Origin of the sequence: Hydrogenovibrio sp. JE_KL2 (genome assembly GCF_009296185.1) — a bacterium.
Lineage (GTDB): Bacteria > Pseudomonadota > Gammaproteobacteria > Thiomicrospirales > Thiomicrospiraceae > Hydrogenovibrio.
The window spans coordinates 92,334-107,658 of the sequence record NZ_WBJR01000002.1 but is presented as its reverse complement, the minus strand read 5'-3'; the positions used below and the strand labels follow the sequence as shown (position 1 = coordinate 107,658).

The following is a 15,325-nucleotide window of genomic DNA, read 5'->3' as shown; positions in this document are numbered from 1 at the left end:
TGGTTTAACCTTTGCGTTAGCCTTTACCATCGTGTTCGATTTTACCGTCACGTAATCGAATAATGCGTTCCGCCCGTTCCATCACGCGAGGATCGTGTGTCGAAAACAAGAAGGTGGTTTGCTCTTCATGCGATAGCTTGTGCATGATGTCCAACAGTGCAAACGCATTTTCCGAGTCGAGGTTGGCGGTGGGTTCGTCCGCCAATACCAGCATTGGGTTTGCCGCTAAAGCACGGGCGACGGCAACGCGTTGCTGTTGTCCGCCACTGAGTGCCGCCGGACGGCGATGCATTACATCTTGCAGCCCAACCAACCCTAGATAGTGTTCGGCGCGAGTCCGGCGTTCTTTTTCATCCACACCTTGCAATACCATTACCAGCTCAACATTTTCCAATGCATTCAAAACCGGAACCAGATTGTAGGCTTGGAAAATAAAGCCGAGTTGATACAGACGGAAATTGGATAAGTCCGATTCGGACAATTGCGTCATATCAATGCCGTTAAGGTTGACCGAACCTTCAGAAGGTCTATCCAAGCCACCGATGATGTTCAGCAGCGTGGTTTTACCAGAACCGGAAGGACCGACCAGTGCCGCAAACTCGCCTTTTTGAACGGTCAGGTTAACATTCGTCAACGCCTCGACCTGTAGCTCGCCTTGCTGGTAGAACTTATTGATATGCTCCAGCGACAATAGTGGTGAACCCTCCTGCTGAGGGTTCTTGTTCTCTAAGTTGTCTGACATATTTTTTCCTATTCCTTTGGCGATTCGTCAACTTGCTTCAAGTTCGCAAGGCTTCTATCGGTGTGACTTTAGCCGCTTTAACGGCAGGGTAAATGCCCGTTACCATGGTGGTAATAAAGACAATTTCCGTCAATTGTTTCACTCGATCCCAAGAGAGTTCAGTGTAGATGATAGGGTCCATCATTGTGCCCATCAAACTGGTTCCACCTTCCATAAACGACGAGAAGTCGATGCCATGATGACTGAACCATAAGTGGGTCAGTCCCCCCAGCAACCAACCGGCGATGATGGCCAGTAAACTCAAAAAGAGGGATTCGAACAACACCAATAACAACAAATGTTGACGGTTCATGCCCAAGGCTCTCAATAGACCAAACTCCCGCGTGCGTTCCAGTACGCTCATCAACACCGTGTTTAAAATACCGAAAACCACCATAATCAATATGAATATCAGAAAGACGTAGTTCCCTGCATTATCCAGTGCAATGAATTGAATCAGTTGCGGCATCATTTCCTGCCAGTCGAGCACGACCAGGTTATGGTCGTTTTTCAGCAAGCCTTTCAGTTTTTGTTTCCAAGCATCCTGTGTGTCAGGATCCTGCAAGAAAATCGCGATACGGGTAAGCGGCTCGCGGAAAGCGTCTCCGCCTTCACCAATCAGAAATTGGCGGGCAAAAGACAAGTGGCTGACAATGAAGAAATCATTCATCTCATCCATCGGGGCATGGAAGATACCTCGAACTTTGGCTAGATAAGCCTGCGAGTCGCCGCCTTTTTTACCCGCCATCAAGACAATCTTGCTGCCTATTTTTGCCTTGAGTTTACGAGCCATGCCAGAGCCGATAATCACGCCACGTTCATCGTCAGATGTTAACCATGCGCCGGAAATAAGCGTGGGTTTGAGTTTCTCCGCCATGGGATCAAGCGGGTGGTGCAGTGAGCTTTCCGTCTCGATGCCGAGTAGCCCTGCCCCCACCGAGTTGTTGGCCGTACTCGCAAGCGTTTGGATGGATATTCTCGGCATCACCTTTCCAGGCAGGTCAAGCGCCTTAATTGCCGCGACCAGTTGCTTGCCATTGTGGAGGAAAGAGTGGTTGCTCGGTGCCGCCTGATAGTCTTTCGGTTGCACGGTGAGATGACCTTCACCAAGCTGAATGGCATTACGAATCATTGAGTTGTGGCTACCGTCGCCAATGCCGATGAAAAGTACCGCCAAGGCGAAACCGACGGCGATTGAGCTTAAAGTGATGACGGTACGTTTGCGGTTACGCCAAAGATTTCGCCATGCCATGGTGCCCAGCGTGGTGATTAAAATCTGCCAGGTTGGGGTTGTACGTGTTGTGGTTTCACTGGCTGGATTCATCGTATCGCCTCCGCTGTGTTCAGTTTTAGCGTGCGCAGTGCCGGAATCAAAGAGGCAATAACGGTCAATACCAGCATCAGGATGACAGCTTGCCAGATTTGATCCATAGAAATCGATCCCTTCATGATGGGTTCGAACACGACACCTGCCCAATCATAGCCGTCCGGTAGCTGGCTGCTGAAGTCAATGCCGTGATGTTCAAAACGGAGTGCTATGCCGCCGCCAACCACGGCACCGATGATGGCAGATAAGACAGCCAGATAAAGGGATTCCAGTAAAATCATCACCAAGATTGCCCAGCGTTTTAAGCCAATGGAGAGCAGTATGCCGAATTCATGGGTGCGTTCGTGAATCGCCATCATCAGGGTGTTAATCATACCCAAAGCCGCCAAGCTGACAACGATAACGCCGATAATCAGTAGCATGGAGCGGCTGAGTGACAGCATGCTGGCAACGGATGGGTTGAGTTGTTTCCAGGTTTCGACAACAAATTTCCCACCTAGATTTTTAAGTGTGTCTCCCGACTTTAATTGTTGAGTGGAAATCTGAGCCAGTTGTTGTAGCAAGTGTTGTTGGATTTTCGTTAAGTCGGCATCTTCCGGTGTTTTGATGGCGACTTCATGCATGCCGTTTTGCATTGCCATCAAATCCTGATAGGCGGGCACAGACATCAAAACGCCCATGCGATCAAAGTTAGGGTCAAACGGGCTGAGTATGCCGGTGACTCTATACAAGGCGTTGCCGATACTGCCGTCGGCAGCCTGAGTCATCAAAATCAATTCACTGCCGAGCGTCAGTTGCAGATTTTTCGCCAGTTGCGTACCCACCAAAACGCCATAACCTTCGGGGTTGATTTCGTCTTGTGTGTCATTTTTGATGGGCGCCATACTTAAGTCGGTTTTGCCGTTGCGGAGGTGTTCAAGCAAATGGGTGACTTGGTTTTCTTGTTTTGGGTCGACGGCTTCAATCAACACGCCGGTGGAGTTTTGTTTGGAGCTTGCCAAGCCTGCTGCATAAAGTCTTGGCGCGAATTTAAGTTCAGGGTTTTGTTTTTCCAGCTGGTTCAGTGTCTGCCATGATAGGGTGGCGTAGAGGTCTTGGTCGTCAAGGTAGGCTTTACGGTGGATTTGCAGCTTTCCGGTGGAAATGTCGGTGGCATAACTCACCATCTGGTCGGACATGCCTTCGAGCAGGGCTGAGTAGAGAATCAGCATCACCAAACTACCTGACAGTGCGGAAACAGTGAGTAGGCTTCGTATGGGGTTACGCCAGATGTTTCGCCAAGAGATAAACAGCAGCATACGAAAAAACCCCGATCCGTGATTGGCGTGAGTGGGCTGGAATTCGGGACTGGGCGTTTTCATGACGTAGCTTTAAGTCTCTGTTGAGGTCTTCATTTCAATGTCTTCTTTCAATGCCTTCTTTTGAGGGATTGCAGTGAAAAGAAACTTTGCGGAACCGACACATTGAATTCAATCTTGTTATATTCGAGCACAGTGGATTCCGTCGGCTTGTCTTCTGGTTGCAGTTTCATAATCATCGGCACGATTTTGCCGTCCACCTTCTTGAAGTCGCTGAAAGTCATGCGGCGAATTAACTTACCGTCTTCGTCATAATAGTCGGCGCGTGTCGGTGTCAGTGAAGATTGGATGACATCCATTACCACTTTACCCCAAACGACGGCGGCATTCTCTTTAGGCAGCGCGGTGATTTCATAAATCTTTTGTCCGTCACGCATGCCGGAGAAGGTCAGGCTGACGTTATAGTCCGCTTCAAAAGTGTTTTCCTTCACCAAGTCGTCATTGGTGAAGTGACTGCCCATCCAGGAACCGGACATCATACTGGGGGGAATCTTGGTGACGCGATTGATCTTAGGCAGATAGTTCCAGATGTTTTCACCGACTTTCAAAGTCGCAATGCCACGGTCTTTGATAGGGGCTTGAATGACGACCAGCGAGTTTTCCATGCCGCGAGACCAGGCTTCAAGGGTGAGCTTGCGTTGGTAGTGACGGGTTTTCACCGTCATGGTCATATCGGCATGGGACGTGGTGCCGCGCCATAGGTTGTCTACATGACGAACCAACGCCTGAATATCGACTTTGTCCGATGGTTCTGCAGCCGTCGCGCAAGTGGTATAGGTCGCAAATAGAAAAAGAGCCAGAAAAGGAATTGAAAAGCCTTGATAGAGACGACGCATCCTGCATCGGTCAAGGCGTAAAAAGGACTGTTCCATCAGAAAATTTCTCCCCAGAAAAAGTGGGTGTTATGCATGGATTCTAAACACCGCATCCAACAGAGTCAAATTACCTGCTGAAACTGCTCAAAATCTCCACGAATCGATCATAATTGTCGGTGATATTTCTTTGCAAAAAAGTGGGTTACGACCTACAATTATTTTCATTTGGTAATGTTTTTCATTCCGGCAATCATGCATGGAATGATCCTTGGAACTTCTTATTTTTATGGCATTCTTTTCGCGCATTTTTTTCCACTCGTTTTTACTTTTCGGCATCCTGACAGGTCTTGTATTGAGTGCCAGTGTGTCGGCGGCAGAAAAGCCGGCGCCAAAAGCGGTCGAAGTGATTGCATACCAGGTTAAACCCAAACCGGTTCAGCAGACATTACGTGCCTTGGGAAGTTTGCAGGCAAAGGATTCCGTTAATATTGCCGCATCCGTTTCAGAAGTCTTGAAAGGCTTACATTTCCAGGATGGACAGATGGTTCGCAAAAGCCAGCTGTTGGTAGAGTTGAATGCCCAAGAGCAGTTGGCGTTGTTGGAAGAGGCGAAAGAGGTGGCGGAAGAAGCCAAGCGACAGTATGACCGGGTAAAAGAGGTCGAAGGGCGCGGTAATGTCACCAAGGCGATGGTTGACCAGTATTACAGTGATTGGAAAACGGCGGTCGCCAAACGCAAAGTCATTGAAGCCCAAATTTCCGACAGACGTTTGTATGCACCTTTTGCCGGGCAGGTCGGGTTTCATCAGTTCAGTGTTGGCGCCTATGTGCCTGCTGGTTCGACCATTGTCAGTTTGGACGACACCAGTCAGATGAAAGTAGAGCTCCTATTGCCGAGCCGTTACCTGAGCCAGTTGAAAGTCGGTCAACCGGTGGAGTTGCGTACCGCATCTTTCCCAAATCAGGTTTTCAAGGGCGCTGTGTTCGCCATTGCCCCTAGGTTGCAATCCAATTTGCGTATGGTTCAACTGCAAGCCAGAGTCGCCAATCCGCAAAATCAACTGAAGACGAATATGGTGGTTGAAGCGCAATTATTGATGCCACCCCAGCAACAGTTGCGCATTCCTTCCAGTGCGATTTTGGCGATTGGCGATCACCAGTTCGTTTACCGTTTGAAACCCATCAAGAACAAAGAACTGTATCAGATGGAAAGGGTCGAAATCCAAACCGGAGATCGCGGTTTCAAGCAAACACAAGTATTAAAAGGGATTGCCTCCGGTGATGTGATTGTCAGTCAAGGCATCATGAGTTTACGTCCGGGGGCGTTGGTGAAAATCAAGGTGATGCAAACCGACCAACCGCAATCGCAACTACTGGCACCGATGAAAAAAGCGAAGCACTCATCCGGCGAAGCGGCGGTGAAATAATATGTGGGTTTCCGATACGTCCGTTAAAAGACCGGTCTTTGCTGCCGTTGTCTCTCTGTTGTTGTTCGCATTTGGCCTGATGTCTTTTGACCGCATGAGTTTGCGGGAATACCCGAATGTCGATCCACCGATTGTCACCATCACCACCGATTATCTCGGCGCTTCTGCCGATGTGGTGGACAACCGCATCACCAAAGTCATTGAAGATCAGATTTCCGGGGTGGCGGGGATAGATTCCATTGATTCCACATCGTCTGACGGGCGTTCAAGCATCAAGGTAGAGTTTACCATTGACCGTGATATTGATGATGCGGCAAATGATATTCGTGACCGAGTTTCACGTGTAACAGATAACTTGCCGGAACAGGCGGATCCACCGCAGGTTCAGAAAGCCGATAGCGATGCCAGCCCGATCATGTGGTTCAACCTTGCCAGTGACCGTATGACGGTACCGCAGCTCACCGATTATGCCGAACGCTATATCGTAGACCGTTTTTCCGTATTGGACGGGGTGGCGAATGTTCGAGTCGGCGGTGGACAATCTTTGGCATTGCGTATTTGGCTAAATCCGCAAAAAATGGCGACCTACGGCCTGACGACGCAAGATGTGGAAAACCAACTGCGCTCCGCCAATGTTGAGTTGCCAATCGGTTCTTTGCAGGGCAGTCAAGTAATGCTCAACCTGCAAGTCGATAAACCGATGCAAACGGTGCAAGACTTCAAAAATCTCGTGGTCAAACAGGACAAGCAAATCGGTCAAGTTACCTTAAGTGATATTGCACAGGTTTATATGGGCGCGGTGGAGCGCCGCCGTATCTTTAATGGCAATGGGATTCCAATGGTGGGTATTGGTATTGTAAAACAATCCACCGCCAACACCTTAACCGTGGCAAAACTGGCGCGTGAACGCAAAGACTTGGTGAACAAAACCTTGCCGGAAGGTTTGAAACTCCATTCCAGCTATGATGCTTCGGTATTTGTTCAAGAAGCCATCAATGAAGTGTATAAAACCTTTGCCATTGCCTTAGTGCTGGTGGTAGGCGTGATGCTGGTGTTCCTGCGCAGTTTCCGCGCGGCGATGGTGCCGATGGTAACCTTGCCCGTGTCGATTATGGCGACCTTCTGGGTGTTGTGGATGCTTGGCTTCTCCGTCAACCTACTGACCTTGTTGGCACTGGTGCTGGCAATCGGCTTGGTGGTGGACGATGCCATCGTGGTATTGGAAAACACGCAACGTCATATCGAGATGGGACATAAGCCGATTGCCGCCGCCTACCTGGGAACCCGTCAGGTCGGTTTTGCCGTGCTGGCCACCACCATGGTACTGGTCGCGGTGTTCCTACCGATCGGCTTTTTGGAAGGCAATATCGGGCGGCTCTTCTCCGAGTTCGCCGTGACCCTCGCGGTGGCGGTGATTTTCTCCATGTGGGTGGCACTGAGTCTGTCGCCTGCCTTGGCGTCCATTCTCCTCAAGAAAAAAGCCGATAGTGTCGGCAGGGTTGATGCCGTTACTGGCGAAGTGAGGCAGGGCAAAGCGAATAAACGTCTGTTCTGGTTTAGAAAACTGCTGATTAAAAACCTGCGACATCCTTGGGTGATGCTGTCGATTTTGGCGGTGTTGTCGGCAGGTATGCTGTACTTCGGTAAAGATGTGCCGAAAGAATATGTGCCGAAAGAAGACCGAGGCGTGTTTTTCGTGATGGTTAAAGGCCCTGAGGGTGCGACTTTTGACTATATGCAAAGTTACATGGCGGAAATCGAAAAACGCCTGATGCCGTTGGTGAACAATGGCGAAGCCAAGCGTTTGTTGGTGCGTGCGCCACGTTCGTTCAGTAACTCGGAAATCTTCAATTCCGGTTTCGTGATTGTGGTGTTGAATGACTGGTCGGAGCGTCGATCCGCCTTTACGATTATGAAAGAAGTGCATCAAAAACTTTCCGATCTAACCGGGGTGAAGGCGATTCCGGTGATGCGTTCTGCCATTGGTGGGCGTATTCAAAAACCGGTGCAATTTGTTATCGGTGGTCCAAGCTATAAAGTGCTGGCGGATTGGAAAGAGAAGATGGAAGATGCCATCGCTAAAACCAATCCCGGGTTGAACAGTTTGGATTGGGATTTTGAACCCAATAAGCCGCAACTGCGTTTGCACGTGGATTATGACAAAGCCAAGGCTTTGGGCGTCACTTATCAAGACATCAGCGAGACTTTGCAGACACTTCTCGGCAGTAAAAAAGTCACCACGGTGAAATACAACGGCGAAGAGTACGACATCATTCTCAAAGCCGATTCCAAGTGGTTCAAGACGCCGCAGGATTTGGAGCAGATTTATCTGCGTTCTGCCACGACCAATGGCATGGTGCCGCTGTCGATGTTCGTCACCACGAAAGTTGAAGGGGTGGCTTCCAGTTTGTATCGCTACAACCGGATCAAGTCGATTACCCTGTCCGCGAAACTGGACGAAGGCTATTCGCTTGGGCAGGCATTGGATTACCTCAATAAACTCACCCGCAAAACCCTGCCGGATGATGCGACCATCGACTACAAGGGAGATTCAAAAGATTTCCAATCTTCTTCAAGCTCAATGGCGTTTGTATTCCTGTTCGGTTTGGTGGTGATTTTCCTGGTGCTGTCGGCGCAGTTTGAAAGTTTCGTGCAACCCTTTGTCATTATGCTCACCGTGCCGCTGGCACTCGCAGGCGGGGTGTTTGCCATGAAGGCTTATGGCCTGACGTTCAATATTTACAGCGAGATTGCCATGGTGATGTTGATTGGTCTGGCGACCAAAAACGGGATTTTGATTGTCGAATTCACCAACCAATTGCGCGATAGAGGGCTGTCTTTGTATCCGGCATTGGTGACGGCCACGCAACTGCGTTTTCGCCCGATTATGATGACGTCCATCGCCACGGTCGCAGGTACTGTGCCGCTGATGTTGTCCAGTGGCGCGGGGTCGGAATCCCGTCAGATTCTGGGGGATGTGCTTTTCTGGGGGGTGAGTTTCTCTACGCTGTTGAGCCTGTTCGTGATTCCGGTTGCCTATGCGTTATTGGCAAAACGCAGTGGTTCACCGCTGCAATCCACACGTAAACTCGAAGCCGCTTTGCAGGACTACCAAGGTACGGAAACGAAGCACTCGACGCCCGAAGGGGTAAGTCGAGAAACGAAGCACTCGACGCCCGAAGGGTAAGTCGAGCAAAGCATTAAAAATCTACCAGGTTGGGGGTGGATTAATTCTGTTCCTGGCACGCATCGTTCTATTTTTTATCATCCATTTGATGACTGCTTTAGAAGAGAGCGGTATTTAATTATTATTGCATATTGCATATTGCATATTGCAATTTAAGTGTTATGTTATAACATATCAAAAATACGCGAATAAGACCGAATAATATCGATTGGATGCTACGATGAAAAAATTGCCTGTTACCGTTCTATCCGGCTTTTTAGGGGCTGGAAAAACCACTCTACTGAACCACCTGTTAAATAACCGAGACAACCTGCGGGTGGCGGTGATCGTCAATGATATGAGCGAAATCAATATAGATGCTAGCCTGGTGGAAGGTGAAGTTTCGTTGAATCGTTCTGAAGAGAAGATGGTGGAGATGTCTAATGGCTGTATCTGCTGTACCTTGCGTGAGGATTTATTGATAGAGGTTTCGCAGTTGGCGAAATCCGGTAAGTTTGATTATCTGGTGATTGAATCGACGGGTATTTCAGAGCCTTTGCCGGTTGCTGAAACCTTTACTTTTGAGGATGAAGACGGTACTTCTTTGTCTGATGTCGCCTTGCTGGATACCATGGTCACCGTGGTGGATGGTGGGAATTTTCTGAAGGATTTCCGTCAGGCAAAATCTTTGCAGGAAGCAGGCGAGAGTTTGGGAGAAGAAGATCAGCGTAGTGTGGCTGATTTGTTGATCGACCAAGTGGAATTCGCCGATATTTTGCTTATCAGTAAAACCGATTTGATGACCTTAGAACAAGTCGAAGAATTGAGTGCGATTTTGCGTTCACTGAATCCTGATGCGGAAATTCTGACCATGTCAAAAGGCAATGTTCCGTTGGAAAAGGTGCTGAACACAGGTAAGTTTAATTTTGAAAAAGCCCAGCAAGCCCCTGGTTGGTTGAAGGAAATGCGTGGAGAACATGTGCCGGAAACGGAAGAATATGGCATAGGGAGTTTTACTTTTACCGCTCGTAAGCCTTTTCATCCATTGAAGTTCTATCGTTTTCTCACGCAACCTTGGGAAACCGGAAAGTTGATTCGTTCCAAAGGTTACTTCTGGATAGCCAGTCAACCTCAGATGGCCGGCATCTGGAGTCAGGCAGGCGGTATCGCACATCACCACTGGGCCGGTATGTTCTGGAAGGCTGTACCCGAGGAACGTTGGCCGACAGACGAAGAGTCTCGCGCTTTCATTCGATCGAAATGGGTGGAACCTTTTGGTGATATGCGCCAAGAACTGGTTTTTATCGGACAAGGATTAGACGAACAAGCCACCAAAAAACAATTAGAATCCTGTTTATTGACCGAAGAAGAACTTTATGCCGGCGCGACTTACTGGATGCAAATGGAAGATCCGTTTGAACAACCCTATAGCACCGGCGCTTAAGGGACATAGATATGACTGAACTTGATAAACGCTTGCAACAAGCTCGAATCACCTGTCAACAACAGGGGCAACGTTTGACGCCGATTCGTGAAAAGGTGCTGAGGTTACTGCTGATGTTGGACAAGCCTGTCAGTGCTTACGAGTTATTGGAACACTATAAGGCCGACGAGCAAAGTGGTACCCAGCCGATGACGATTTATCGCGCGTTGAACTTTTTAGAATCTCAATCCTTGATTCATCGCCTTGCCTCTACACGGCAATATGTCGCTTGTCATCATATTCATAATGAACCTCATAGTGAATTGACCCAGTTTTTGATGTGTGATCACTGTGGCAGCATTGAAGAAACCCCTTTAGCTGGTTCCCTCTGGTCGGCAATACAACATAATGCCGAACAAACGCATTTTCATATTGATCAGCCGAGTCTAGAAATTCATGGCACTTGCCAGAAATGTCAGACTGCAATTTAGGAACCCTGTCATGATTAGACGAAATCCAAGTGGTGATTTACCGCAAATTCATCCTTCTGCCTTTGTTGACCCAACTGCGATTTTATGCGGAAAAATTATCGTCAAAGAAAATGTATTCATAGGACCTTATGCGGTTATTCGTGCGGATGAATTGGATGACAACCAACAAATGGAAGCCATTGTCATTGGCGCACATTCCAATATTCAGGATGGTGTGGTGATTCATTCCAAAGCTGGAGCGGAAGTTTCTATTGGCGAGCGAACGTCCATTGCTCATCGCTCGATTATTCATGGTCCTTGTCGAGTGGGGGCAGGGGTGTTTATCGGTTTTAACAGTGTACTGTTTAATTGTTATGTCGGTGATAAAGCCGTGGTTCGCCACAACTCGGTGGTGGAAAGTTGTGAGTTACCTGAAGGGTTTTATGTCCCTTCCACAGCGCATATTGATAGAGATACTGACTTAACTCAGTTTCCGAAAAAAACGATTAAGATGTCGGAATTTTCCGAGTCAGTAGTGGAAACCAATAATAAATTGGTCAGCGGCTACAAAGCCATTCAAAACGAATTTTAACGGGGAACCCATTATGCGTCTTCTGACTTTGTTAACCATCGGTTTTTTGACCGGGATGCCATTACTTGCCGCTCAATCAGAAGCCCATGAAGCGCACGAGCATGGTGTTGCCAACTTGACTTTGGCGCAGTCTGGCGAAAAGCTTTTGCTGTCGATTCACTCCCCGGCATACAACGTGTTTGGTTTTGAGCATGCGCCGGTTACGGAAGCTGAAGAGGCATTGGTGAAAACGCATTTGCAGGCGTTATCTTCGGGGAAGCAAATAGATGGCAAGCTGTTGATCAGATTTAACGCAGAAGCTCAGTGTGAGCTGAAGAGCGTTGATGTGGATAATCCTTTTCACGCCCAAGCTGAAGCAAGAAAGGAAGCAAATGAGGCGGCAACGCACCATGATGATGCCGACCATGATGCTCACCATGAGCACCACCATGAGCACCACCATCATGCCGATATTGATGCCGATTACAGCTTTACCTGTAAAGCCCCCCTGGACTTATCCTCCCTTGATTTAGACGGGTTGTTCATGAGTTGGCAACATCTTGAGCAAGTCCGGGCGCAGTGGGTAGTGAACAATAAACAATCCGCCGCTACGCTGTCTAGACAGAATACTTCTGCATTATTAAAGTGAAATCGGCAGTGAATAATCGGGTGATTGACATCAACCAACTTCGCTATCGTTGGTCAGGACAAACGCAGGATTGTCTGTCGCTGCCTTCTTTAGTGGTGGAGCAGGGGCAACACCTGTTTATCAAAGGGCCAAGCGGAAGTGGTAAAACTACCCTGCTCAATTTGTTGTCTGGAATTTTGGTGGCGGAAAGCGGCACTCTAAAAGTGTTGAATACGGAGTTGTCTTCGCTGTCAGCGATGAAGCGTGATCGTTTTCGCGGCGATCATTTGGGGGTGATTTTCCAGCAGTTTAACCTGTTGCCTTATCTCTCTACATTGGACAATATTTTGTTGCCCCTTAATTTTTCCAGATACAGACGAGACAGAGCGCCACAGCCTAGGCAACAGGCAGAGCAATGGATGGGTTTATTTGGGTTACCTGAAGGGGTTATTTCCCAACCTGTGAATCGTCTCAGTATCGGTCAACAGCAAAGAGTCGCCATTGCCAGAGCTTTAATGGGTCGTCCTGAGTTGATTATAGCCGACGAACCGACTTCAGCATTGGATGCAGACAATCGTGACCGATTTGTGGATTGGTTGTTTAACGCAGCCGAACAAGCCGGATCGACAGTGGTCTTTGTCAGTCATGACGCCAGTTTGGCAAAGCACTTTCATCACGAGGTGGATTTGGCGCAGTTGAATCAGGCTGCCAAACAGGAGGTCGAAGGATGAATCTGCTGTTACTCGCAATCAAAAGTGCCTGGAGTCGAAAAGCCAGCTTATTGTTGGCGACCTTTTCTATTACCGTTAGCGTTGTCCTCTTGTTGGGGGTTGATACCCTGCGCAAAGAAGTTAAAAACAGTTTTTTCACCACTTTGTCCGAGACGGACTTGATTGTTGGTGCGCGCAGCGGCCCAATCAACCTTCTGCTTTACAGTGTTTTTCATATTGGCAATGCCACCAATAACATGGGCTATCAGGCGTATTTGACTTTGAAAAACCGACCTGACGTCGCCTGGGCAGTGCCGCTCTCGTTGGGAGACTCCCATCGAGGTTTTCGCGTTGTGGGAACCACAGCCGATTTCTTTCGTTATTACCAATATGGTGACGGGCAAAAATTGCTTTTCCGTGAAGGCCATGCCTTTCACGACCTTTATGACGTGGTACTTGGTGCCAAGGTTGCACAGAAGTACGGCTATAAAGTAGGCAGTACCATCATTCTTGCGCACGGGGTCTCGGACAGTGCATTGACCCCTAAGCATGCCGATAAACCTTTTAGGGTCAGCGGAATTTTAAAAGCCACGGGAACACCGGTGGACAATAGTCTTCAGGTTTCATTGGCTGCGATAGAAGCCATTCATATCGATTGGCATGGCGGTATGCAATCGCCATTGAAAATCTCGCCGGAGATGGCGCGGAAACTGATTGTGGAACCTGAGACAGTGACCGCAGTGATGCTAGGTTTGAAAAATGAATTGATGACGTTCAAAGTGCAACGTGCTATTAATGACTATACAAAAGAACCCCTGCTAGCCATTTTACCGGGAGCAACGCTAGCCAGCTTGTGGCAAATCATGTCACCCTTTGAACAGGCGCTCTTAGCCATTGCTGCAATGGTGTTTCTGGCAGGGTTAACGGGTATTTTGATGACGCTGCTCAGCACTTTGAAAGAACGGCAATATGAAATTGCCGTTTTGCGAGCAGTCGGTATTCACGGTTATCATGTTGTATTATTGTTTGTCATAGAAACACTGTTCATAATGCTGTTGGGAACCTTATTCGGAATGTTGATTTTATATGCGGGTTTAGCGGCATTTTCTCCTTACCTTGCGGAGCACTTCGGATTATTTGTACAGCCTGTCTGGCCGGACATTGAACAACTTCAATTTATTGGTATTGGTTGGTTGGCAGCCGTGCTGATTAGTTTTATCCCGGGAATTGCTGCTTACCGCAATAGTTTGAATAAAGGACTGAGTTCTTGATGAGACGCCTGACTAGGTTTGTCGGATACCTGCTGTTATTGGTTTCTTTTCCCTTATTGGCAGCCGATAAAGCAAAGCCAATCAAGTGGAGTGACTTGATTCCGCCGGGTTATGACCCGAAAACATTGCTGAAAAAATATGAAAAAGACATCATGCGGATCAATGAGCTTCCCGACAATAGCAAAGAAGGGCTGGCCATTTTACAAAAGATCGAAGCTGAACTCGCTAACGCGCCCGTGAATCCGAAACTTGACGGCAAAAAGGTCAAGCTGGCCGGTTACATTGCCCCTATTGACATTAAAAATGGTCTGATTACGCGCTTCCTGTTAGTGCCTTATTTTGGAGCCTGTATCCATGTTCCACCGCCCCCTGTCAACCAGACCGTCATGGTCGAAGCCGCTAAAGGCCAGGGCGTTAGGATGCACCAAGTAGATTACGCATTTGAAGTGACGGGGGTGCTAAGCTTGCAACACTTCAAAACCGACATGGGCGATGCGGGTTATTTGCTAAAGAACGCCCACCTCAAACTTTACAAAGATGATGTTTGGCTGAGATGATTTCTCGGGTAAAAGTATTCAAAAATCTACCAGGTTGGGGTAAAACATTCTGGGTTAAGACATTTTGGGTAATTGAGCGGCGGTTAGCTGATAAAGGTCGCAGAGTGTTTCCGCATCCAATATTTGTTGCGGATGACCGTCCTGTATAAGCTTACCCTGCTTCATTACCAAAGCCCTGTCTGCCATTTGAAGCGCGTGAGAAGGGTGGTGAGTTGTCATTAAGATGCCATGGCGTCTGCGCCCAAGTTCCCCAATTTTTTCCAGTAATTTAATTTGATTGCCGAAATCAAGACCATTGGTCGGCTCATCCATAAAAATAAACGGCGTGTTCTGCGCTAATGCACGAGCAATCAAAACCAGCTGACGTTGACCTCCAGAGAGCTCTGTGTAAGGCTTATTCTTAAGATGAGCGATATTGAGCGTTTCGAGCAGTGATTCTGCTTCTTCTCTTTGGGCTTTGCTTGCGCGCTGCCATGAAGGTTGAGTCGCCATGCTTCCCATTAAAACCATTTCAATCACCGGGTAGCCGAATGCCAGACGATGATATTGAGGAACATAGCTGATAATTTGAGCTTTTTCTTTTGGGGAAAGTTGTTGTTCGTGGTGATTGCCAAACATTACTTTCCCAGCGCTTTTGGGATGCAACCCGAGAAGCGTACGTAAAAGCGTGGTTTTTCCGCAACCATTAGGGCCTAATAAAGCAGTGATTTCTCCTTGCTTCAACAAGAGGTCTAATTGCTCGAAAACCATTTGACCGTCATGATGCGCGCCTAAGGAGGTGGCATGAATATGATTGATGCGCTTGTTAAGACTGACTGCCAT

At 48.2% G+C, this 15,325-nt stretch carries 14 protein-coding genes; 9 read left to right on the top strand and 5 right to left on the bottom strand.

Features of this window, described 5'->3' with window-relative positions; genetic code table 11:
* Positions 1–16: 16 nt before the first annotated feature.
* The 4 genes from F8R13_RS04820 to F8R13_RS04805 are packed head-to-tail and all read right to left on the bottom strand — an operon-like array spanning position 17 to position 4,338.
* Positions 17–742, bottom strand: a complete 726-nt coding sequence (locus tag F8R13_RS04820; protein WP_152832204.1) for an ABC transporter ATP-binding protein — start codon at positions 740–742, stop codon at positions 17–19.
* A gap of 37 nt (positions 743–779) precedes the next feature.
* Positions 780–2,105: an FtsX-like permease family protein gene (locus F8R13_RS04815; protein ID WP_152832203.1), complete on the bottom strand. Its 1,326-nt coding sequence runs from the start codon at positions 2,103–2,105 to the stop codon at positions 780–782.
* Positions 2,102–3,469, bottom strand: a complete 1,368-nt coding sequence (locus F8R13_RS04810) for an FtsX-like permease family protein (RefSeq protein ID WP_152832202.1) — start codon at positions 3,467–3,469, stop codon at positions 2,102–2,104. The genes F8R13_RS04815 and F8R13_RS04810 overlap by 4 nt, the downstream gene beginning before the upstream one ends.
* Before the next feature lie 47 nt (positions 3,470–3,516).
* Positions 3,517–4,338, bottom strand: coding sequence for an outer membrane lipoprotein-sorting protein (locus F8R13_RS04805; RefSeq protein ID WP_253806350.1), 822 nt, complete (start codon positions 4,336–4,338; stop codon positions 3,517–3,519).
* Positions 4,339–4,549: 211 nt separating this feature from the next.
* Here F8R13_RS04805 and F8R13_RS04800 point away from each other — a divergent pair, with 211 nt between their 5' ends.
* From F8R13_RS04800 to F8R13_RS04760, 9 genes are all read left to right on the top strand, one after another.
* Positions 4,550–5,707 (top strand): efflux RND transporter periplasmic adaptor subunit, encoded by a 1,158-nt coding sequence (locus tag F8R13_RS04800; protein WP_253806349.1) that lies wholly within the window; start codon positions 4,550–4,552, stop codon positions 5,705–5,707.
* Between the two features lies 1 nt (position 5,708).
* Positions 5,709–8,894 carry an efflux RND transporter permease subunit gene (locus F8R13_RS04795; protein ID WP_152832201.1) on the top strand — a complete coding sequence of 1,062 codons (3,186 nt, stop codon included), beginning with the start codon at positions 5,709–5,711 and terminating at the stop codon, positions 8,892–8,894.
* 220 nt (positions 8,895–9,114) lie between these two features.
* The gene (gene zigA, locus F8R13_RS04790; RefSeq protein ID WP_152832200.1) at positions 9,115–10,317 is read left to right on the top strand and encodes a zinc metallochaperone GTPase ZigA; all 1,203 of its coding nucleotides are present in this window, start codon (positions 9,115–9,117) and stop codon (positions 10,315–10,317) included.
* Between the two features lie 11 nt (positions 10,318–10,328).
* Positions 10,329–10,787, top strand: a complete 459-nt coding sequence (locus F8R13_RS04785; protein ID WP_152832199.1) for a transcriptional repressor — start codon at positions 10,329–10,331, stop codon at positions 10,785–10,787.
* Between the two features lie 10 nt (positions 10,788–10,797).
* A complete protein-coding gene (locus F8R13_RS04780) occupies positions 10,798–11,358 on the top strand; it encodes a carbonate dehydratase (protein ID WP_152832198.1) in 561 nt (186 codons plus the stop codon).
* Between the two features lie 13 nt (positions 11,359–11,371).
* Positions 11,372–11,986 carry a DUF2796 domain-containing protein gene (locus tag F8R13_RS04775; protein WP_152832197.1) on the top strand — a complete coding sequence of 205 codons (615 nt, stop codon included), beginning with the start codon at positions 11,372–11,374 and terminating at the stop codon, positions 11,984–11,986.
* A gap of 20 nt (positions 11,987–12,006) precedes the next feature.
* Complete coding sequence (locus F8R13_RS04770) at positions 12,007–12,696, top strand: ABC transporter ATP-binding protein (protein WP_371414903.1); 690 nt, start codon at positions 12,007–12,009, stop codon at positions 12,694–12,696.
* Complete coding sequence (locus tag F8R13_RS04765; RefSeq protein WP_152832196.1) at positions 12,693–13,946, top strand: ABC transporter permease; 1,254 nt, start codon at positions 12,693–12,695, stop codon at positions 13,944–13,946. Before F8R13_RS04770 ends, F8R13_RS04765 begins: the two co-directional genes overlap by 4 nt.
* Positions 13,946–14,503 carry a DUF3299 domain-containing protein gene (locus F8R13_RS04760; protein WP_152832195.1) on the top strand — a complete coding sequence of 186 codons (558 nt, stop codon included), beginning with the start codon at positions 13,946–13,948 and terminating at the stop codon, positions 14,501–14,503. Before F8R13_RS04765 ends, F8R13_RS04760 begins: the two co-directional genes overlap by 1 nt.
* Before the next feature lie 54 nt (positions 14,504–14,557).
* Here the strand turns inward: F8R13_RS04760 and F8R13_RS04755 are convergent, their stop codons facing one another.
* Positions 14,558–15,325 carry an ABC transporter ATP-binding protein gene (locus F8R13_RS04755; protein WP_152832194.1) on the bottom strand — a complete coding sequence of 256 codons (768 nt, stop codon included), beginning with the start codon at positions 15,323–15,325 and terminating at the stop codon, positions 14,558–14,560.